General features: G+C 67.4%; 19 protein-coding genes. 12 read left to right on the plus strand and 7 right to left on the minus strand.

What is annotated here, in order from left to right; genetic code table 11:
• Window positions 1-79: 79 nt before the first annotated feature.
• The 6 genes from IB258_RS01545 to IB258_RS01570 form a co-directional block, all read right to left on the minus strand.
• Entirely contained in the window at window positions 80-616 is a 537-nt protein-coding gene (locus tag IB258_RS01545; RefSeq protein WP_119451100.1) for a peroxiredoxin, read from the minus strand.
• 98 nt (window positions 617-714) lie between these two features.
• Complete coding sequence (locus tag IB258_RS01550; protein ID WP_192352021.1) at window positions 715-2238, minus strand: adenylate cyclase; 1524 nt, start codon at window positions 2236-2238, stop codon at window positions 715-717.
• Between the two features lie 30 nt (window positions 2239-2268).
• Window positions 2269-2433, minus strand: a complete 165-nt coding sequence (locus IB258_RS01555; protein WP_166738291.1) for a hypothetical protein — start codon at window positions 2431-2433, stop codon at window positions 2269-2271.
• A gap of 231 nt (window positions 2434-2664) precedes the next feature.
• Window positions 2665-3072 (minus strand): DoxX family protein, encoded by a 408-nt coding sequence (locus tag IB258_RS01560; RefSeq protein ID WP_054456781.1) that lies wholly within the window; start codon window positions 3070-3072, stop codon window positions 2665-2667.
• 167 nt (window positions 3073-3239) lie between these two features.
• The gene (gene dbpA / locus IB258_RS01565; RefSeq protein ID WP_119451102.1) at window positions 3240-4628 is read right to left on the minus strand and encodes an ATP-dependent RNA helicase DbpA; all 1389 of its coding nucleotides are present in this window, start codon (window positions 4626-4628) and stop codon (window positions 3240-3242) included.
• Between the two features lie 179 nt (window positions 4629-4807).
• Window positions 4808-5566 (minus strand): IclR family transcriptional regulator, encoded by a 759-nt coding sequence (locus IB258_RS01570; RefSeq protein WP_192352022.1) that lies wholly within the window; start codon window positions 5564-5566, stop codon window positions 4808-4810.
• A 160-nt stretch (window positions 5567-5726) separates the two neighbouring features.
• Here IB258_RS01570 and xsc point away from each other — a divergent pair, with 160 nt between their 5' ends.
• From xsc to IB258_RS01630, 12 genes are all read left to right on the plus strand, one after another.
• Window positions 5727-7538, plus strand: a complete 1812-nt coding sequence (gene xsc / locus IB258_RS01575) for a sulfoacetaldehyde acetyltransferase (RefSeq protein WP_054456784.1) — start codon at window positions 5727-5729, stop codon at window positions 7536-7538.
• An 87-nt stretch (window positions 7539-7625) separates the two neighbouring features.
• Window positions 7626-8546: a bifunctional enoyl-CoA hydratase/phosphate acetyltransferase gene (locus tag IB258_RS01580; RefSeq protein ID WP_175180824.1), complete on the plus strand. Its 921-nt coding sequence runs from the start codon at window positions 7626-7628 to the stop codon at window positions 8544-8546.
• Window positions 8547-8679: 133 nt separating this feature from the next.
• Entirely contained in the window at window positions 8680-10257 is a 1578-nt protein-coding gene (locus IB258_RS01585) for an ABC transporter substrate-binding protein (protein WP_054456786.1), read from the plus strand.
• 12 nt (window positions 10258-10269) lie between these two features.
• Window positions 10270-11238: an ABC transporter permease gene (locus IB258_RS01590; protein WP_054456787.1), complete on the plus strand. Its 969-nt coding sequence runs from the start codon at window positions 10270-10272 to the stop codon at window positions 11236-11238.
• Window positions 11235-12137: an ABC transporter permease gene (locus IB258_RS01595; RefSeq protein ID WP_125470795.1), complete on the plus strand. Its 903-nt coding sequence runs from the start codon at window positions 11235-11237 to the stop codon at window positions 12135-12137. Before IB258_RS01590 ends, IB258_RS01595 begins: the two co-directional genes overlap by 4 nt.
• Window positions 12134-13135, plus strand: a complete 1002-nt coding sequence (locus tag IB258_RS01600; protein WP_054456789.1) for an ABC transporter ATP-binding protein — start codon at window positions 12134-12136, stop codon at window positions 13133-13135. Before IB258_RS01595 ends, IB258_RS01600 begins: the two co-directional genes overlap by 4 nt.
• Window positions 13132-14154, plus strand: a complete 1023-nt coding sequence (locus tag IB258_RS01605; protein ID WP_054456790.1) for an ABC transporter ATP-binding protein — start codon at window positions 13132-13134, stop codon at window positions 14152-14154. The genes IB258_RS01600 and IB258_RS01605 overlap by 4 nt, the downstream gene beginning before the upstream one ends.
• A gap of 28 nt (window positions 14155-14182) precedes the next feature.
• Window positions 14183-15838, plus strand: a complete 1656-nt coding sequence (locus IB258_RS01610; RefSeq protein ID WP_192352023.1) for an amidohydrolase — start codon at window positions 14183-14185, stop codon at window positions 15836-15838.
• A gap of 1 nt (window position 15839) precedes the next feature.
• The gene (locus IB258_RS01615) at window positions 15840-16811 is read left to right on the plus strand and encodes a GTP-binding protein (RefSeq protein WP_175213263.1); all 972 of its coding nucleotides are present in this window, start codon (window positions 15840-15842) and stop codon (window positions 16809-16811) included.
• A 150-nt stretch (window positions 16812-16961) separates the two neighbouring features.
• Window positions 16962-17702 carry an SDR family oxidoreductase gene (locus IB258_RS01620; protein WP_192352024.1) on the plus strand — a complete coding sequence of 247 codons (741 nt, stop codon included), beginning with the start codon at window positions 16962-16964 and terminating at the stop codon, window positions 17700-17702.
• 189 nt (window positions 17703-17891) lie between these two features.
• Window positions 17892-18284, plus strand: a complete 393-nt coding sequence (locus tag IB258_RS01625) for a nuclear transport factor 2 family protein (protein ID WP_192352025.1) — start codon at window positions 17892-17894, stop codon at window positions 18282-18284.
• 33 nt (window positions 18285-18317) lie between these two features.
• Complete coding sequence (locus IB258_RS01630; protein WP_192352026.1) at window positions 18318-19733, plus strand: FAD-dependent oxidoreductase; 1416 nt, start codon at window positions 18318-18320, stop codon at window positions 19731-19733.
• Here the strand turns inward: IB258_RS01630 and IB258_RS01635 are convergent.
• Window positions 19713-21290 carry a PLP-dependent aminotransferase family protein gene (locus IB258_RS01635; protein ID WP_054456795.1) on the minus strand — a complete coding sequence of 526 codons (1578 nt, stop codon included), beginning with the start codon at window positions 21288-21290 and terminating at the stop codon, window positions 19713-19715. The two genes, IB258_RS01630 and IB258_RS01635, sit on opposite strands and share 21 nt — an antisense overlap.
• Window positions 21291-21299: the final 9 nt, after the last annotated feature.

Below are 21299 nucleotides of genomic sequence, written 5' to 3' on the forward strand. Positions count from 1 at the left end.
TGTGCGCGGATAAATGCGGGACTGCCGTCATGGACGGACTTGCGGCCGAACAGTAGCGGCGCATGCCCGCCAGCGCCGCCTACTGCTTGGCCTTCCAGTCGCGCAGTGCGCGCATGGTGTTGGCCACGTGGGAGTCCGGATTCATGTCGGTGTATTCATACAGGATCTTGCCTTGCGGCGAGATCACGTAGGAGATGCGCTGCGCGTACTCGGGACGCTTGTCGTGGACCGCGTCGTAGGCCTTCATGATCTTGCCATCGCCGTCGGCCGCTACCGCGAACTTGCCGCGGCATTCGCTGACCGAGAACTTGTTCAAGGTGTCGATATTGTCGGTCGACACACCGATGACGGTAGCGCCCAGGGACTTGTAATCATCGGTGGCTTCGGCGAAGTTGTGCGCCTCTATCGTGCAGCCCTGGGTGAACGCGGCGGGGAAGAAATACAAGACCACCGGACCTTGCTTGAGCGCCTCGCTCAGCGAGAACGTGTAGACCTTGCCGCCCAGCGATGCCTGGGTGCTGAAGTCCGGGGCGGGCGCGCCCACGTCCAGCGCGGCCTGGGCCGAGGGACCGGCCAGCAGGCCGCAGAGGAGTAACCAGGGGGCAATGCGCTTCATCGGAATCTCCAGGAATTTCAGGGGCCGCGCGGCAACGGGTCTACTGTAGCCGTGCAGGAGGCGAGGGTCCAGTAAGCGGCGCGGCGGCGTCGCCCGTTCTAGTCGCGTCCGGAGCCGCCGCGGCCATTCCCGTTGCCATTGCCGTCTCCGCGCGGTTGGTCGCGCTGCTGTTGTTGACGCGCCTGCTGCTGGGCCTGCTGGTCGCGCTGCTGCTGTTGACGCGCCTGCTGCTGGGCCTGCTGGTCGCGCTGCTGTTGTTGACGCGCCTGCTGCTGGGCCTGCTGGTCGCGCTGCTGTTGTTGACGCGCCTGCTGCTGGGCCTGCTGGTCGCGCTGCTGCTGTTGACGCGCCTGCTGCTGGGCCTGCTGGTCGCGCTGCTGTTGTTGACGCGCCTGCTGCTGGGCCTGCTGGTCGCGCTGCTGTTGTTGACGCGCCTGCTGCTGAGCCTGCTGGTCGCGCTGCTGTTGCTGACGCGCCTGTTGCTGGGCCTGCTGGTCGCGTTGCTGCTGCTGGCGTTCCTGCTGCTGGGCCTGTTGGTCACGTTGCTGTTGCTGACGCGCCTGTTGCTGGGCCTGCTGGTCGCGTTGCTGTTGCTGGCGTTCCTGCTGCTGGGCCTGTTGGTCACGTTGCTGTTGCTGACGCGCCTGCTGATCGCGCTGCTGTTGCTCTCGCGCCTGTTGCCCCTGCGGCTGCTGGGGGCGGCCTGTCTGCCCGGCAGACATATCGCGTCCGCGTTGCATGTCGCCGTGGTCCGCGTTGTTCCGGTCAGCGCCGCCGCGGTTATCGCGCCCGTTGTTGTCCTGGCCGCGGTCGCGTCCGTCGCGTCCATTGTCCGGACGCTGGCCTTCATGCGGCCGGCCATTGGATTGATGGTCCACGTAGGCCTGGGGCGGCCGGCCCTTGTTGTGGTCGTAGAACTGAGCCCGGTTATTGCCGGCGTCGCGCGCGTAGCCGCGCTGTATTTCGGTCTGCGGAGAATGGCGGTCCTTGCGCGCGGCAAGTTCGCGCGGGTCCGCGTTGCGCCGGATGCCGGATGGGCCGCCGTGGTAGCTGACGCGGCGGTTGTCCACGTTGTTCACGACCACGGTGTGGTTATAGACATTGGTCACGCGCGTGACGTTCACGTTCGTGACGGAACGGTTGTAGTAGAAGCGGTCGCGCTTCCAGTAACCGCCCACATAACCCAGGCCGTTGTAGCCAAAGCCGTAGTTGATTCCGCCATAGAAGCCCACGTGTGGACCCCAATAGCCGGGGGTCCAGAGGTAGATGCCATTGCTGAAGCCCCAATAACCGGGTGTCCAGAGCGCGCCGGCATAGGGCGCGAGCACCCATGCGCCGGGTACCCAGAAAAACCCGTAGCGGTTCAGGCTCCAGTAGCCCGGCACCCACATATAGCCGTCGGCGGGCGCTGGCGGCTGGACATAGACGGGTAAGGGCGGCGGCGGCTGGGGGCTGCGGTCCACCAGCGCCAGGTTGGCGTTGGCGGGATCGCCGTCGTCATAGACGGGCGCGGCGGGCGCCGGCGGCGGCTCATAGGTCTGCGCCGCCACGCTGGCACAGGCAGCCATCAGGACAGCCGCGGCCAAAGGGCGCGGGCGCAGGATCCGGGAACAGGTATTCATGGTTTTTCCTTGGCGCAACGGGCGCGCGGATCAATAGCCACGATAGTAGTAATGGGGGGCTGGATACGCCGGGTAGTAATAATGCGGCGTGTAGTAGACCGGCGCGGGACGATAGTGCGCGGGCCTGGCGGGTACGACCACGCAACCGGTCAAGGCGCTGGTCATGGCCAGCATCAGCAATAGGCTTTTCTTCATTTTGCGACTCCTGCCGAGCGCCTGGCGTGGTTCACGCCTTTTTTGCGCTCGTCAGGATTAGGCCACAGGCCGGTCTCCACGGTTCTGCACTGTAATCGTTCCGAAACAGCTTTCCGGTGACGGATATTTGCGCCTGCGTGACCGTCGATGTCGTTCGTATCAATGTCCGCGCAAAAGAAAAGGGGCCGCCTCGGCGACCCCCTCATAGCGCGTAGCGCCGTGTTACGGCTGTCAGTTCCAGCGGCCGCCGTTACCGGCGAGGCTGAAGCGGCCCGCGCCCATGAAGGCGATGGCCAGGCCGGTGAACAGAAACATGCCTTGCAGTTCCAGCGCCCAGCCGCCGTTGTTGGTCATGCTGCTGATCTGGCCGGAGTGGGCCAGCAGGATGGCGACGACCATATTGATGGCGATCAGCAAACCGCCCAGGCGGGTGTAGATGCCGACGATGAGCAGCACGGGGGCGAGGATTTCGCCGACGTAGGCGCCATAGGCGAGGAAGCCGGGCAGGCCGTGCGAGGAAAGCATGCCGCTGATGCCGCCGACGCCGCCGCCGGTCAGTTTGAACAGGCCATGCAGCAGAATCAGAATACCGAGGGTCAGGCGCAGGATCAGCTTGCCGGTGTCGTCGGATTTGATCATGGTGAGTTTCTCATCTATTGGTTGAAAGGGGACCGCGGCCGTTGGAACAGGGCGCGAGCCTTTGGTTCCGCGCCCCGGTGATCGCGGGCAGGGCGGCCGCCGGGGCAGGCCGCGCCATTATTGCAAAACCCGAGCAAAACCATCAAGTTTTTGTCGCCCGCCGACACTCAGAACTCTTCCAGATAGCGCATGCGGAAGCGCCGGCCCTTGATATTGCTGTTGGACAGACGCGAGAACGCCTGCTTGGCGATCTGCCGGTCCAGCGCCACATAGGAGTTGAATTCGGTGATGTTGATCTTGCCAACCTGCTCGAACGTCAGGCCGCCGTCGCCGGTCAGCGCGCCCAGCAGGTCGCCCGGGCGCAGCTTGTCCTTCTTGCCGCCCTGGATGCACAGCGTGATCATGGGCGCGCGCAAGGGACGATCCGCCTTGGGCCGCAAGGCCTTGATGTCGCCCCACACCAGCGGCGCGCCCTGATACTGCTCGATCAGGTTGGCCCAGCGCATCTCCTCGGGCGAGCACAAGCTCAGCGCCAGGCCCTTTTGTTCGCCGCGGCCGCTGCGGCCGATGCGGTGCACGTGGACCTCGGTGTCCTTGGTCACGTCGACGTTGATCACGGCGCCCAGGTTCTGGATGTCCAGGCCGCGCGCCGCCACGTCGGTGGCCACCAGCACGGCGCAGCTGCGGTTGGCGAACTGGATCAGGATTTCATCGCGCTCGCGCTGTTCCAGGTCGCCGTTCAGGGCCTGGGCGCTGATGCCCTCGGCCTGCAGCCGTTCCACCAGGTCGTGGCTGCGGATCTTGGTGTTGCAGAAGGCCAGCGTGGATTCGGGGCGGAAGTGCGCCAGCAGGCGCGTCACTGCGTCGAGCCGGTCCTTTTCGTCGATTTCGTAGAAGATCTGCTCGATGCGGCTGGCGTCATGCTGCGCCTCGACCTTGACCTCGGCGGGATTGCGCAGGAAGCGGGCGCTGAGCTTGCGGATGTTGTCGGGATATGTTGCCGAGAACAGCAGCGTCTGGCGCTTGGTCGGGCAATGCGAGGCGATGGCCACGATATCGTCATAAAAGCCCATGTCGACCATGCGGTCGGCCTCGTCCAGCACCAGGGTGTTCAGGCCCGACAGGTCCAGGCTGCCGCGCTCCAGGTGATCCTGGATCCGGCCGGGCGTACCCACCACCAGGTGCGCGCCGCGCGCCAGCGATTCGGCTTGGGGACGGGCGGCGGCGCCGCCGCACAGGGTCAGGATCTTGACGTTGGCGATCTGGCGGGCCAGCCGGCGCAACTCCTGTGCGACCTGGTCCGCCAGTTCGCGCGTGGGGCAGACCAGCAGCGCCTGGGGCGTCAAGCGCGCGGGATCGAGCTTCTGCAGCACGCCCAGGCCGAAGGCCGCGGTCTTGCCGCTGCCGGTCTTGGCTTGCGCAATGAGGTCGCGGCCTTCCAGGATGAGCGGCAGGCTCTGGGCCTGGATGGGTGTCATCTGCTCGAAGCCCAGGCTCTTCAGGTTGTCGAGCAGGGCGGGCAGCAGGGGCAGGGAGGTAAAGGAAGTGTCGGTCACGATAGAAGAGTGTCGCTTTCTGCCCGGCATCGGCCTGGCGGCAAAAGGAAGGGGCGGCTGCGTCATGAGGCAGGCGCGCGTACGCCCAAGAGTGTAATGCCTGCGGCCGATGGCCCTTGCAACAAAGGCGGAACATAGCGTTCCAGACGCGCCCCTGGGCGGGCGGGAGCCGCCGGCCGCTAGGCGTCGGGCCCGTAGGTGCCGGCCAGCGCCCGGGCGGCCTCTTGCATGCGCGGCAACCAGGCGCGCGCGCCTTCGATGGACAGCCGGGCCACCGGTGCGTGCAAGGCGACCGCGGCGATGGCGCGCGTGCCATGCAGAATGGGCACCGCCATGCAGACGATGCCCAGCAGGAATTCCTCGCGGTCGAAGCTCGCGCCTTCCTTCTTGATGGTGCGCAGTTCCTGTTCCAGCGCGGCCACGTCGCACAGCGTGTTGGGCGTGTAGCGCGACAAGGGCGCCGCGGCCAGCAGCCGCTGGCGCGCCTCGCGCCGCATGTGGGCCAGGAACAGTTTGCCGCTGGCCGAGCAATGCAGCGGCACGCGCGAGCCCGATTGCAGGTTCACCCGCAGCGGCCAGGCGGTTTCGACGCGGTCCAGGTAGATGACCTCGTCGCCGTCCAGCATGGTGCAGTTGCAGGTTTCGCCGATTTCGTCGACCAGGCTGTCCAGGATGCGGTGGCGTTCGCCGCGCAAGGGTGAATTCAGCAGGGTTTCACGTGCCAGCGCGCTCAGGCGCGGGCCGCTGACGTAACTTTTGCCGGCGGGCTCGCGCAGCAGCATGCCGGCGTCGACCAGCCGCGACAGGATGCGCAGCACGGAGGGCTTGGGCAGGCCGGTGGCGTCCGTCAGCGCGGCCAGCGATACCGGCTGCCCCGAGCGGGCGACCTGTTCCAGCAGGGTCAGCGCGCGCAGCGCTGCGGAGGATTCGTCTTTCATCTTTCAATAATTGAAGATTCGGCGGCTTGCTGCGCATCGTCGCACGGATTTTGCAGAAAATGAAACGCCATGGGCTGGGAACGGGCAGGTTTCTGCTGCAGTATCGGATCATGCCGGCCCAGATGCAATCCGACACCGCCGGCCTGCCAGGAGAGAGACCATGAGCAGCAAGCAACACATGACCCCCAGCGAAGCGTTTGTGGAAACGCTGGTCGCGCAGGGCGTCAAGGACGTATTCGGCATCGTCGGCTCGGCCTTCATGGACGCGCTGGACCTGTTCCCGGCGGCCGGCATCCGCTTCGTGCCGACGGTGCACGAGCAGGGCGCCGCGCACATGGCCGACGGCTACTCGCGCGTGACGGGGCGCCACGGCGTCTGCATCGCGCAGAACGGCCCCGGCATCACCAATTTCGTGACCGGCGTGGCGGCGGCGTACTGGGCGCATAGCCCGGTCGTGGCCATCACGCCCGAGACCGGCACCGCGGGCATGGGGCTGGGCGGCTTCCAGGAAACCGAGCAGTTGCCGATCTTCTCGCGCATCACCAAGTACCAGGCCCACGTGAACCGGCCCGACCGCATGGCGGAATTCACCGCCAAGGCCTTCGACAATGCGCTGGCCGAGCGCGGTCCGACGCAGTTGAACATCCCGCGCGACTATTTCTACGGCGAGATCGACGTGGCCATTCCGGAACCGCGCCGCATCCGCCGCGGTCCGGGCTCGGAAGAGGACCTGGAGGCGGCTGCGCAAATGCTGGCGCAGGCCAAGTTCCCCGTCATCGTGGCGGGTGGCGGCGTGCTGTTCTCGGAAGGGCAGGCGGAATGCGTGGCTCTGGCCGAACTGCTGGGCGCGCCGGTGGTCACCAGCTACCTGCACAACGACGCATTCCCGGCCAGCCACCCGCTGTGGTGCGGCCCCTTGGGCTACCAGGGCGCCAAGGCCGGCATGAAGCTGCTGTCGCAGGCCGACGTGGTGCTGGCGCTGGGCACGCGCCTGGGACCCTTCGGAACCTTGCCGCAGCACGGGCTGGACTACTGGCCGCAGGGCGCGCGCATCATCCAGGTGGACGCCGACCACCGCATGCTGGGCCTGGTGCGTCCGGTGTCGGTGGGCATCTGCGGCGATGCCAAGCCGGCGGCTGCGGCGCTGGCGGGCAAATTGCGGGGACGCGAGATCGCTTGCGCCGCCACCAAAGGTGGCCGCGCCGAACAGATCGCGGCGCAGAAGGCCGAATGGGAAAAGGAACTGGACAGCTGGTCGCACGAACGAGACGACTGGAGCCTGGACATCATCGAGCACGGCGGCGGCCGCATGCATCCGCGCCGCATGCTGCGCGAGCTGGAACGCGCCATGCCCAAGCATGTCATGGTGTCCACCGACATCGGCAACATCTGCTCGGTGTCCAACAGCTATCTGCGCTTCGACGAGCCGAACTCCATGCTGGCCGCCATGAGCTTCGGCAATTGCGGCTACGCCTTGCCGGCGCTGATCGGCGCGAAGCTCGGCCGGCCCGACCGTCCGGCCGTGGCCTACGTGGGCGACGGCGCCTGGTGCATGAGCTTCCAGGAATTGCTGACCTGCGTGCGCGAGAAGATACCGGTGACGGCCGTGGTGTTCCACAACGGCCAATGGGGCGCGGAAAAGAAGAACCAGGTGGACTTCTACGGCCGCCGCTTCGTCGGCAGCAACCTGAAGAACCCGAACTTTTCGGAGTTGGCGCGGGCCATGGGCGCGGAAGGCATCAGGGTGGAGCATGCCGACCAGGTGGGCGCCGCCCTGCAGGCCGCATGCAAGGCGCAGTCCGAAGGCAAGACCACCGTGCTGGAGATGATGGTCAGCCAGGAACTGGGCGACCCGTTCCGCCGCGACGCGCTCAAGCAGCCGGTACGCTTCCTGGACAAGTACAAGCAGTACGTGAACCAGCCTTTCCATCCGGGCGAGGTGCCGCTGTCGATCGATCCGGCCAAGCGCTGATCGCGCAGCGTGCGTCCGGCGTGGCGGCGGCCGCGCCGGATTTCTTCCGCCAGGTGCCGCGGATCTCCGCGGCAGGAGCAGACAGAAATGGAAAGCGATCGCTTGTTCGAGCCGCTGCGCAATGCCGCGCTGTCGGCCGGCCGCTTGCGCACTGCGGTAGCGTATCCGCTGTGCCCGACCAGCCTGGGCGCGGCCGTGCAGGCGCGCGACGCCGGCTACATCGAACCGGTGCTGGTCGGCCCGGCCGCCAGGCTGCGCGTCCTGATGGCGGAACTGGGGCTGCGCGACAACGAAGTGGAAGTGGTCGACACGCCGGATGACGAGTGCCAGGCCGCGCGCGCGGCGGCGGCGCTGGCCCGGGACGGCGCGGTGCGCATGCTGATGAAGGGCAGCCTGCACACGGACCACTTCATGTCGGCCGTGGTGGCGCGCGACGCCGGCCTGCGCACCGATCGGCGCATCAGCCACGCCTTCGTGATGGCGGTGGCGGCGTACCCCAAGCTTTTCATCCTGACCGACGCGGCCGTCAACATTGCGCCCACATTGCAGGAGAAAGCCGACATCGCGCAGAACGCCATCGACCTGGCGCGCGCGCTGGGCGTGGACCGCCCCAAGCTCGCGGTGCTGTGCGCTACGGAGTCCGTCAATCCTTCCATGCCCGCCACGCTGGACGCGGCGGCCCTGTCGAAGATGGCGGACCGCCAGCAGATCCGCGGCGGCGAGATCGACGGCCCCTTGGCCTTCGACAACGCCATCTCGCGCGAGGCAGCCGATCAGAAGGGCATCGTCTCGCGCGTGGCGGGCGATGCCGACATCCTGCTGGTGCCCGATATCGAGGCCGGCAACATGCTCTACAAAGAGCTGACCTGGCTGGCCGGCGCAGGTACCGCCGGACTGGTGCTGGGTACGCGCGTGCCTGTGCTGCTGACCAGTCGCTCCGATTCCATGCAGGCCCGCGTCAACAGTTGCGCAGTCGCTTCGCTGTACGCGCGGGCGCTGGCAGCCTGAATCCAGACCGTCCGCGGGGCTGGCTCCAAAAAGTCCGGCGGTTTGGTACTAAGCCTGGACCAGCAGGCTGGATACGCTAGCCCCAAGGCCATCCGATGAATGGCTCGTGACACTGGACATCAAGGGGTAGAACATGCGCAGCGCAAAAAAATGCCTGACCACGATACTGACGGCGTTGGCCCTTGCGGGCGGGGCCATGGCTGCGGACGCGCCCAAGTCCGGCGGTACGTTGGTGATAGGGTCGACGCAAGTGCCGCGGCACCTGAACGGCGCGGTGCAGTCGGGCATCGCAACCGCCTTGCCCAGCACGCAGCTGTTCGCCAGCCTGCTGCGCTACGACGCCGAATGGAAGCCGCATCCCTATCTGGCGCAGTCCTGGGAACTGGCGCCGGACGGCAAGTCGCTGACCCTGCATCTGCGCAAAGATGCGGTATTCCATGACGGCAAGCCAGTGACTTCGGCCGACGTGGCGTTCTCGGTCATGGCGGTCAAGAAGAACCATCCGTTCCAGACCATGTTCGCGCCCGTCGAGGCCGTGGACACGCCGGATCCCTACACCGTGGTGCTGCGCATGAGCAAGCCCCATCCGGCCATCCTGCTGGCGCTGTCGCCGGCCCTGATGCCGGTGCTGCCCAAGCACATCTACGACGATGGACAGGACCTCAAGAGCCATCCGCGCAACTCGGCCGACGTGGTCGGATCGGGTCCGTTCAAGTTCAAGGAATTCAAGCCGGGCCAGGAAATCGTGCTGGAGAAGTTCGACAAGTTCTTCCTGCCCGGCAAGCCCTACCTGGACCGGATCGTGGTGAAGATCAATCCCGACGCCACCAATCTGCTGATCGGGTTGGAGCGCGGCGACATCGGCGTGTTGCCCTTCATGACCGAGCCCACCATCCTGCGGCGCGCCAAGGAAAATTCCGCCATCGTCATGACCAGCAAGGGCTATGAGGGCATAGGCGCCCTGAGCTGGCTGGCTTTCAATACGGCGCGCAAGCCCTTGAACGACGTGCGGGTGCGGCAGGCCATCGCCTATGCCACCGACAAGGGCTTCATCACCAAGGCGCTGAACGCGGGCTTCGCCAAGCCCGCCGACGGGCCTATCATCGGCACCAGCCCGTTTGCCACGCAGGACGTGGCGAAGTATCCGCTGGACCTGAAGAAATCCGAGCAACTGCTGGAAGAGGCAGGCTACAAGAAGGACGCCAAGGGCGAACGCCTGTCGCTGACGGTGGACTACATGCCGGGTTCCGACGTGCAGGGCAAGAACGTGGCGGAATACCTGCGCAGCCAGTTGAAGAAGGTCGGCATCGCGGTGCAGGTTCGCGCCTCGCCTGATTTCCCGACCTGGGCCAAGCGCATCGCCGGCAAGGATTTCGACATGACCACGGACATCGTCTTCAACTGGGGCGATCCGGTGATCGGCGTGCACCGCACCTACCTGTCCAGCAATATCCGCGACATCATCTGGACCAACACGCAGTCCTATTCCAACCCCAAGGTGGACGAACTGCTGGAACAGGCCGGCACCGAAACCGACGCGGACAAGCGCCGCGCGCTGTACGCCGAATTCCAGCGCCTGGTCACGGCCGACGTGCCCATCGACTTCCTCACGGTCATTCCGTACCACACCCTGTCGCTGAAGAAGGTGCACGGCCTGCCGGACGGCATCTGGGGCGTCATATCGCCCATGGACGACACCTACCTGCAGTAGGGTGGAGCCGCCATGACGCGCTATCTCTTGCGCCGCCTTGCCTATGCGCTGGTGCTGCTGCTGGCCGTGGTGACGCTGAATTTCCTGCTGATCCACATCTCGCCGGGCGATCCGGTCGAGACCATCGCGGGCTCCATGGGCGGCATCAGCGAAGAACTGCGTGCGCAGCTGCGCGCGCAGTACGGGCTGGATAAGCCCTTCCTGACGCAACTGGGCATCTACCTGATGCAGGTGCTGCGGGGCGACCTGGGCTATTCCTATTTCTTCAACGTGCCGGTGGCGCAGCTGATCTGGGACCGCGTGCCTGCCACGCTGCTGCTGGTGGTGACCTCGGTGCTGAGTGCGTTCCTGGCCGGCACGCTGCTTGGCACGCTGGCCGCGCGCAAGCCCAATGGGCCGCTGTCGCAAGGCATCACGCTGTTGTCGGTGGTGGGCTACTCCGCGCCGGTGTTCTGGACGGGCATCATCCTTATCATCCTGTTCGCCTCGGCGCTGCCGATCTTCCCGGTGTCGGACATGCGTTCCGCCGGCGGGCCGCAGGACGGCTGGGCGGGTGTGCTGGACGTGCTGCATCACCTGGTGCTGCCGGCCTTCACCCTGGCCTTCGTCTACCTCGCGCAGTACAGCCGGCTGGCGCGCGCCAGCGTCATGGAGGCGCTGTCGGCCGACTACATCCGCACCGCGCGCGCCAAGGGCTTGCCGGAACGCTCCGTGCTCTACAAGCACGCGCTGCGCAACGGCGTGCTGCCGGTGGTGACCATGCTGGGCCTGCAGTTCGGCAACGTGCTGGCCGGCGCGATCCTGGTCGAGACGGTCTTCAACTGGCCCGGGCTGGGCCGGCTGGCGTTCGACTCCGTGCTCAGGCGCGACTATCCCACGCTGCTGGGCATCCTGCTGTTCGCCTCGCTGCTGGTGGTCGTGATGAATCAGCTTACCGATCTGGCCTATCGCCTGATCGATCCCAGGATCAAGACCTCATGAGCCAGACTCCTCCCGCCGTATCCATTGCCGCCATGCAAGGCCAGGCGGCGCGGCCGCCGGCCCGTCCGTCGTACGAGGCCTTGCGGGTATTCGCGCGCAATCCCGCGGCGCTGGCAGGCGTGCTGCTGCTGGCCGCCATTCTGGCCGTGACGCTCTTTGGGCCCATGATCATGGAGGCGGATCCCTTCGAGATCGCCGGCGCTCCCATGACGCCGCCGGGCGCGGACGCGCTGCTGGGCACCGACTACCTTGGACGGGACGTATTGACCGGCATGGTCTATGGAGGCCGAGCCACCTTGCTGGTCGGCGTGGTGGCGGCCGTGCTGTCCATGGCCATCGGGCTGACGGTCGGCGCGCTGGCGGGCTATTACGGCGGGTGGATCGACGAAACCCTGATGCGCATCACCGAATTCTTCCAGGTGCTGCCGACCCTGCTGTTCGCCATGGTGCTGGTGACGCTGTTTTCGCCGTCGCTGGCGACCATCGCCATCGCCATCGGCGTGGTCAGCTGGCCGGGCACGGCGCGGCTGGCGCGCGGCGAGTTCCTGCGCCTCAAGCGCCGCGAGTACGTGCTGGCCGAGAGGGTGATAGGCGCGGGCGACGCGCGCATCATCTGGCGGGTGATCCTGCCCAACGCGCTGGCGCCGCTGATCGTGTCGGCGACGCTGGCGATAGGCACGGCGATCCTGTTCGAGGCCGGCCTGTCGTTCCTGGGGCTGGGCGACCCCAACATCATGAGCTGGGGCTTGATGATAGGCAGCAATCGCCCCTACATCCTGACCGCGTGGTGGGCGGTGACCCTGCCGGGCGCCGCCATCTTCCTGACCGTGCTGGCCGTCAGCCTGATCGGCGACGGGTTGAACGACGCGCTCAACCCGAACTCGCGGGGGCGGGCATGAACGCCGCGCTGCAGGCGCCCGTGCTGGAGGTCGACAGCCTGAGCCTAGAGTTCCAGTCGCGCGGCCGTGTCGCCGAGGTGCTGAGCGCGGTGAGCTTCGACTTGAACCCCGGCGAAACCCTGTGCCTGGTGGGCGAGTCCGGCTGCGGCAAGAGCATGACGGCGCTGGCCATCATGCGGCTGATACCAGCGCCGGGGCGCATCGGCGGGGGCTGCGTGCGCCTGCGCGGCGACGACCTGGCCGGCCGCGACGAGGAGGCCATGCGCCAGGTGCGCGGCAACAAGATCTCCATGATCTTCCAGGAGCCCATGACGGCGCTGAATCCTGTGTATACGGTCGGCGACCAGATCGCGGAGCCCCTGCGGCTGCATCAGGGCCTGAGCAAGAGCCAGGCGCGCGAGCGCGCCATCGAAATGCTGAAGTCGGTGGGCATCCCCTTGCCGGAGCGGCGCGTGGACGATTATCCGCACCAGATGTCCGGCGGCATGCGGCAGCGCGTGATGATCGCCATCGCGCTGGCCTGCGATCCGGATGTGCTGATCGCCGACGAGCCGACCACGGCGCTGGACGTGACGGTTCAGGCGCAGATCTTCGACCTGCTGCGCGAACAGCAGGCGCGGCGCGGCACCGCGGTGCTGCTGATCACGCATGACATGGGCGCGGTGTCGGAGATGGCCGACCGGGTCGTGGTCATGTACGGCGGACGGGTGGTGGAGCAGGGCGGCGTGCGCGAGATCCTGGCGCAGCCCCGCCATCCCTACACCCAGGGGCTGATCGCCTGTCTGCCGGAGCTGGACCGCGAGCCCGACGACGTGCGCCCGGACCTGCCGGAGATTCCCGGCGTGGTGCCCTCGATCTGGGAGCGCGGCGCGGGCTGCCCCTTCATGGAACGTTGCGGGCAGGCCATGGCGCGCTGCCGCGACGCGTTTCCGCCCCTGACCCGTGTAGGCGAGGGGCAGGAAGTCGCCTGTTGGCTGTATCCGGAGACCGCGCAATGACGTCACCGCAATCTTCCGCCTTGCTGTCCGTGCGCGATCTTGCCGTGCATTTTCCCATCGGCGGGCGTGGCCGCGACGGCAAGCCGGTGGTCGTGAAGGCCGTGGACGGCGTGTCCTTCGAGCTGCAGCGCGGCCGCACGCTGGCGATCGTGGGCGAGTCCGGTTCGGGCAAGACCACCACGGCCTTGTCCGTGCTGCGGCTGGCGGACCCGACCGCGGGCTCCATCCACTTCGACGGTACGGACATGACGGCGCTGAACGGCTCCGCCCTGCGCCGCATGCGCCGCCGCGTGCAGCTGGTGTTCCAGGATCCGTATTCCTCGCTCAATCCGCGCCAGCGGGCGGGCGACATCGTGCGTGCGCCGCTGGACCTGATGGGCATCGATCCGCCCGGCGGACGCGAGGCGCGCGTGGCCCGCATGTTCGAACTGGTGGGCCTGCGCCCGGAGCAGCGGCAACTGTTTCCGCACCAGTTTTCCGGCGGCCAGCGGCAGCGGCTGAACGTGGCGCGGGCGCTGGCCAGTGCGCCGGACCTGATCGTCTGCGACGAACCGGTGTCCGCGCTGGATATCGCCATCCGCGCGCAGATCCTGAACCTGCTGCGGCGCATTCAACGCGAGCAGGGCCAGTCGTTCCTGTTCATCTCGCACGACATGGCGGTGGTGGAGCACATCTGCGACGACATCGCCGTCATGTACCTGGGCAAGATCATCGAGCAGGCCACCCGCAACGCCTTCTTCACGCGGCCGCTGCATCCCTACAGCGTCGCCCTGATGTCGGCGGTGCCGACCGTGAAGGGCGGGCGCGAGCTGGCCGCGCGCCGCGTGCGGCTGGCGGGCGATCCGCCCAGTCCGGTCGATCCGCCGCCGGGCTGCCGTTTTGCCGGACGCTGTCCGGCCGCGCAGCCGCTCTGTACCACGCGCGAACCCGGCTTGCGCGAAGTCGCGCCGGGCCACCGCGTGGCCTGCCATTTCGTCGAATCCCGCGATGGCGTCCTGGCGTCGCCGCTGCAGGGATGAGCCCACCCTCCGATAGAAGGACAGACAGATGACCGAATCCCGCGCCCGAACCACGATCTATGCCGCGCGCAGCATCCTGACCATGAACCCGATGCAGCCCCGCGCCACGCACGTGGCGGTGCGCGAGGGCCGCGTCCTGGGAGTGGGCAGCCGCGAGGAACTGGCGGGCTGGGGTCCGGCCGACCTCGACGAGCGCTATGCGGACAGAGTGCTCATGCCAGGCCTGGTCGAAGGGCATTGCCATCTGCCGGAAGGCGGAATGTGGAAGTTCGTGTACGTGGGCTTCTACGACCGGCGCGGACCCGATGGCAGGCTGTGGGAAGGCTTGAAGAGTTTCGATGCGGTGGCCGCGCGGCTGCGCGAGGCCGAACGCGTCCTGGCGGCCGGCGAGACGCTGATAGGCTGGGGCTTCGACCCGATCTTCTTCGAAGGCGCGCGCATGCGCGTGCAGGACCTGGACGCGGTGTCCGCCGAGCGGCCCGTGGTGGTCATGCATGCCAGCATGCACCTGATGAACGTGAACACGCCCATGCTGGCGCGCGCCGGCATAGACCGCGATACCGACATCGAGGGCGTGACGCGCATGGAAGACGGACGGCCCAGCGGCGAACTCTGCGAATTCGCCGCGATGTTCCCCGTCATGCGCCTGATCGGCAGTCCATTCCGCACCGTGGGCGTATCGGAAGAGGGCCTGCGCATGTTCGGCAAGGTGGCGCAGTGGGCGGGCGTCACCACGGCCACGGACCTGGTCAATGAACTGGGCGACGAGGGTCTGGCGACGCTGGCTCGCATCACCGCCGAACCGGACTATTCCGTGCGCATCGTGCCGGCCGCGTCCGCGCTGACCTACGCGGGCGATCCGCAGCGCTGCCTGGCCAAGCTGGCCGAGGCCCGGCGCCTGAACAACGACAAGCTGCATCTGGGCATGGTCAAGCTGGTGGTGGACGGTTCGATCCAGGGCTTTACCGCCCGGTTGCGCTGGCCCGGCTACTACAACGGCGCGCCCAACGGCATCTGGGTGATCGCGCCGGCCGAGCTGGACGCAATGGTCCAGACCTACCACGACGCCGGCGTGCAACTGCACATACACACCAATGGCGACGAAGCCACCGAGCTTGCGATCGACGCGGTGGATCGCGCCTTGCGCCGCAGCCCGCGGCGCGATCACCGCCATACCTTGCAGCATTGCCAGATGGCCGACGCGGCCCAGTTCCGGCGCATGGCCAGCCTGGGCATGTGCGCCAATCTCTTTGCCAACCACATCTTCTACTGGGGCGACGCCCATCACGCCCTGACCATGGGGCCGGATCGCGCCAGGCGCATGGACGCCTGCGCCTCGGCGGCGCGCGCCGGCGTGCCGTTCTCCATCCATTCGGATGCGCCCATCACGCCGCTGGGACCGCTATTCACGGCCTGGTGCGCCGTGAACCGCCAGACTTCGTCGGGCAAGGTGCTGGGGGAGTCCGAACGCATCGGTGTGGAGCAGGCCTTGCATGCCGTCACGCTGGGCGCGGCCTACACCTTGCACCTGGACCATCTCGTCGGCTCCATCGAGGTCGGCAAGCATGCGGACTTCTGCGTGCTGCAGGACGATCCGCTGGAGGTGGCGCCCGAGAAGCTGAAGGACGTGCGCGTACTGGGCACCGTGATCGGCGGCAGACCCTTGCCACTGCGGGAAGCCTGAGATGGCGGCCCATGGCGCACCGCGAATTGCGCTGACCGTGGTGGGCGGATTCCTGGGCGCGGGCAAGACCAGCTTGCTCAATCATGTGTTGTCCCGCAGCCAGCGCCGCGCGGCGGTCCTGGTCAATGACTTCGGCCCGGTCGATATCGATGCCGGGCTGATCGCGCAGCGCAGCGACCAGGTGATCAGGCTGGCCAACGGCTGCGTCTGCTGTTCCATGGCGGGCGGCCTGGACGATGCCCTGGCGCGCGTGCTGGCGCTGGACCCCTTGCCGGAATGGATCGTGATCGAGGCCAGCGGCGTGTCGGATCCGGGCCGCATCGCGCAGGTCGGCATGTCGGATCCCATGCTGCAGCTTGAGGGCGTGGTGGTGCTGGCAGATGCCGCGAACGTGCGCACGCTGGCGGCGGATCCCTTGCTGGCCGATACCGTGGAACGCCAGCTCAAGGCTGCGGATCTGCTGGTGTTGAACAAGACCGATCTGGCGTCCGCCGCCGAACTGGCGTCGTTGCGTTCATGGCTGCAAGCGGCGACACGCGGGGCCGCGATGGTCGAGACGCGCGAAGGGCGCGTGGACCTGCGCCATCTGCTGGGCGAAGGCGGGTCTTGCAGCGTTGCGCATGAATGCGCAAGCGGCGCTTGCGGCCATGCGGGACACGTCCACGCCGCGATGCCCGACGACCCCGACCATCCATTCCAGAGCTGGCTGTGGCACGCGCCCGCGCTGCTGGACGCCGACCGGCTCGCCAGCCGGTTGCGCGACGCGCCCAGGCAGCTGCTGCGGGCAAAGGGCTGGGTGCGCACCGATCGCCACGGCCTGGTGCTGGTGCAACTGGCGGGCCGGCGCGTGCGCTACGACACGCAGGCCAGGCCGCCCGAGGATCTGGACGAGCCGTCGCTGGTGCTGATCGGCATGCGCGGCGCCGTTGATCCCGCGGACGTCGACGCCTGGCTGGCGCCGGCGGCGGCGTGAGGGGCGGGCGTAGATAGGTATAGATTTATTGGATTGCTTGTCAATTTTTTCCTTGTTGACCGATTCGAGGCAAACGGGAGAATTCGCCGGTTCGATAGCCGGCCCTTCTCCCGGCTGCTTACTGACCTATCGGCTTACAAGGAGCGAATCATGACAGGCATTTCCGGGGGCTTGCGCAAGGCCGCAATCGTATTCGGCGGCTCGCGCGGCATCGGCGCCGCCATTGTCCGGCGGCTGGCGGCCGACGGCGCGGACGTGGCGTTCACCTATGTTTCCGCGCCCGAGAGCGCGCGCGAGACCGCGGCCGCGATCGAAGCGGGCGGGGCGAGGGCGCTGGCCATTCATGCCGACAGCGCGAACTCGGAGGCGATTCGGCTGGCCGCCGCGCGCGCGGCCGAGCATTTCGGACGGCTCGACATCGTGGTGGTCAACGCCGGCATCCTGAAGTTGGGCGGGGTGGCCGACGTGAGCGTGGCGGATCTCGACCAGATGCTGGCCGTCAATGTGCGCGGCGTGTTCCTGGCGATCCAGGCCGGCGCTGCGCACCTTGCGCGCGGCGGCCGCATCGTTACCATCGGCAGCAATTTGGCCGCGCGCATCGGCGGGCCGACCGTGAGCGTCTATGCGATGACGAAGGCGGCGGTGGCGACGATGGTCAAAGGCATCGCGATCGATCTTGCACCCCGCAGCATCACCATCAACAACGTGCAGCCCGGGCCGATCCAGACCGATATGACGGTCAACCATCTTGATGCGGTCGTTCCGCTGATCCCGTTGCAGCGCGCCGGCAGCGCCGATGAAATCGCGTCGCTGGTGGCATGGCTTGCCGGCCCCGAATCGGGATACATGACGGGGGCCAGCCTGACTGCCGATGGCGGGATGACGCTGTAGCCGGCGCCGTCCGCAACACGGCGGGACGCCCAACCGGGTGGCCGGTTGCGCATTGCGCGGCCTGCCACCCGATGTCGCTTCTGGTGCAAGCGATTTCCCGTTTCTGGTTCTAGACCCTGCCTGGGGGCTCACTTACCTTTGGTCCTGAATGCTGGCGCGTGTTGCGCCCGCGTCTACCGGAGGTATGCAATGCAGAAGACCGTCACCGCGGACATGCTGGCCGAATTCGCGGCGGCCTGGAACCGCCACGATATCGACGCCTTGATGTCCTTCATGAGCGACGACTGCGTGTTCGAGACCGTGGCCGGCCCCGAGCGATGGGGCGCGCGGCACGAAGGCCGCGAGGCGGTGCGGGCGGCCTTCGCGGCGGCCTGGGCGAATTTCCCCGATGCGCAGTGGCGGAACGGCACGCATTGGGTCGCAGGCGACCGCGGCGTGTCCCAATCGACCTTTACCGGCACCGCCGCCGACGGCTCCCGCGTGGAGGCGGACATGGTGGACGTCTTCACCTTCCAGGACGGCAAGATCCGCGTGAAGAACGCCTACCGCAAGCAGCGCCCGGTATTGCCGGCCCGCGGTTGAACACGCACCCGCATCCAGCAACCGGAACGCAGCATGGATACTCAAATGTCCTTCCAACCTGTAGGTCCGGCCCCCGCTGGCCGGACGGCGATCAGCGCCTACAACCCGGCCTACGATCCGCTGGTGTCCCCGCCCGGCCGCGGGCAGGACTACGCGCCCACCTACTGGGTCGCGACCGCCGGCGAACCGCCCGAGGATGACGGCCCCGTCAACGGCGATATCGACGCCGACGTGGTGATCGTGGGCTCGGGCTTTACCGGGCTGTCGGCGGCGTTGACGCTGGCGCGCGACTTCGGCGTGAAGGCCGTGGTGCTCGAGGCCAATCGCGCGGTGTGGGGCTGCACCAGCCGCAACGGCGGACAGGGACAGAATGCGTCCGGACGCCTGTACCGTTCGCAATGGATAGCGCGCTGGGGCCTGGCGACCGCCAAGCGCCTGGACGCCGAGATCCGCGAAGGCTTCGAATATTGGAAGAGCCTGGTGGCCCAGGTGGATTGCGACGCGCAACCTGGCGGCCATCTGTACACGGCGCACCGCCAGAAGAAGATGGCGTTCCTGGAAAACGAAGCCCGCGTGATGCGCGAGGTGTTCGGCTATGACGCCCGGATGTTGAACCGGGAGGAATTGCGCGAACGCTACGTGTACGACCGCGAGGCGGTGGGCGCGATGCACGAGCCGGATGGCGTGGGCGTGCATCCGTTGAAGCTCGCCTATGGCTATATGCGGCAGGCGCGGGCCCTGGGCGTGCGCATCCATCCGGGCAGCCCGGTGCTGGGCTGGCGCGCCGAGAATGGCGGTGTGCGGCTGCAGACTCCCAGCGGCTACGTGCGCGCGCGGCGCGTGGCGTTCGCCACTGGCGGCTATACCGCGCAGGGCGTCAACCGTTTGCTGGACAACCGCATCATGCCGGTGCTGTCGAACTCGCTGGTGACGCGGGTGCTGACGCCGGCGGAACGCGATGCAGCGGGCCTCAAAAGCACGGTGTTCATCACCGACACGCGAACCCTGCGCTTCTATTACCGCCTGCTGCCCGACGGCCGCATGCAGATCGGCAGCCGCAGCGCGCTGCGCGGCGCCGACGCGCAGCATCCGCGCCATCTGGCTCTGCTGCGGGAAGGGCTGGCGCGCAAGTTCCCCACGCTGGCGGGCGTGGACGTGGACTATTCCTGGTGGGGCTGGGTGGACGTGAGCCACGACATGATGCCGCGCGTGACCCAGCCCGACCCGGCGCAGCCGGTCTATTACGCCTTCGGCTACGGGGGCAATGGCGTGGCGTTCTCGGCCCACGCGGGCAAGCGCCTGGCGCAACGCATGATGGGCAAGGACGGCGTGGCCTGGGACCTGCCGATCTACGACTCGCCCTTGCCGGGGCATATGTTCGCGCCGTTCCGCAGGCTGGGCCAGGGCCTGCTGTACCGCTGGTACTACCTAAGAGACGAAGTGCTCTAGCGCGTGCAAGTCCGGGCCCTGCGGGGCCTGCTTGCCGTCCGCGGCGCGGCCGCGGTAGCGGTCGACCACCTTGGCCAGCCGGGCAATCCCCGGCTCGATGTGTTCCGGCCGGATCGATGTGAAGCCGACCCGCAGGAAGTTGCGCGGCGCGTCGGCTCCGTTCATGAAGAAGACGTCGCCGGGTTCCACCACCACGCCCTCGGCCAGCGCGGCCTCGGATAGCTCGCAGGCGTTGAGCCAGGGCGGACCTTGCAGCCAGCAGGACGAGGATCCGGTAATGGGTATGACCTTGAAATCGGGCAGGTGCCGCGCCAGCGCGCGGGCCAGTTCGGTGCCGCGCTCCTGGTAGGCCTGCGATTGCCTGCGCAGCAGCGAATGGTGGTGCCCCAGCGAAATGAACAGCGAAAACGCCCGCTGGATGTAGGCCGAAGGGTGGCGCAGCATGAGCCGGCGCAAGGCGCGCAGTTCCGCGGTGAGTTCGCGCGGCGCCACGATGTAGCCGATGCGCAGGCCGGGCGCGAAGGACTTGGCCAGGCTGCCCACGTAGATCACGCGGCCGTCGCGGTCCAGGCTCTTCAAGGCGGGAATCGCGCCTTCGCCCCAGCGGCTTTCGCTTTCGAAGTCGTCCTCGATGATCAGGCTGTCGGCCTGGCGCGCCAGCGTCAGCAGGTTCTGGCGGCGCTCCGGAGATAGCGTGACCGTGGTGGGGCACTGGTGGCCCGGCGTGACGAAGAGGTAGTCGCAGCCCAGCAGATGGGTGCCGGTGCATAGCCCTTGTTCGTCCACCGGCAGCGGCAGCAGGTTGCGCGTGTGGCTGGCGAAGATGTTGCGGGCGTCGGGATAGCCGGGGTCTTCCATGCCGACCACGGTGTCCTCGTTGACCAGCAGGTCGGCCAACAGGTAGAGCGCATGCTGCGCGCCCACGGTGATGACGATTTCCTCGGCGTCGGCCCAGACGCCGCGCCGGGGCAGCACCTGGGTGCGGATCTGCTCGATCAGCGCGGGGTCGTCGTGGGTGATCAGGTCCGGCGCCCAGCTGCGGATGTCCAGCACCGACAGCGCCTTGATGCAGCATTCGCGCCATTCCGCGGTGGGGAACAGGTCCTGGTCGAACTGGGCGTAGACAAAGGGATAGGGCTGCTTCTGCCAGTCGCGCGGCTTGGTGATGTTGCGTTGCCGGGACGGGCGGAAGCGCAGCCTTTCGTCCCAGCGCACGTCCGGCTCGCCGCCGTCGGCGGGCGGGGCGTCGGAAGCGGGCCCGGAATGGCCGCGCATGACCGTGTCGCTGACGAAGTGGCCGCTGCGTTCGCGCGACACCAGATAACCCTCGCTCACCAGTTGCTGGTAGGCGAACACGACGGTGTTGCGCGCGATGCGCAGCTGGTCGGCCAGATGCCGGCTGGACGGCACCGGCGTGCCGGGCGGCAGGTGGCCGCTGAGGATGGCGGACACCAGCATCTGGCGCACGCAGCCCTGCAGGCTGAGGTTGGGCGCGCTTTCGCGTTCGAACAGGCGCTCCCACAACACAGGCTTGAGCATCGAGGCCTGGCTGGACATGACGGCTCC

Origin of the sequence: Achromobacter sp. ACM02, from assembly GCF_014851605.1 — a bacterium.
GTDB classification, from domain to species: Bacteria; Pseudomonadota; Gammaproteobacteria; order Burkholderiales; family Burkholderiaceae_B; genus Achromobacter; species Achromobacter aegrifaciens.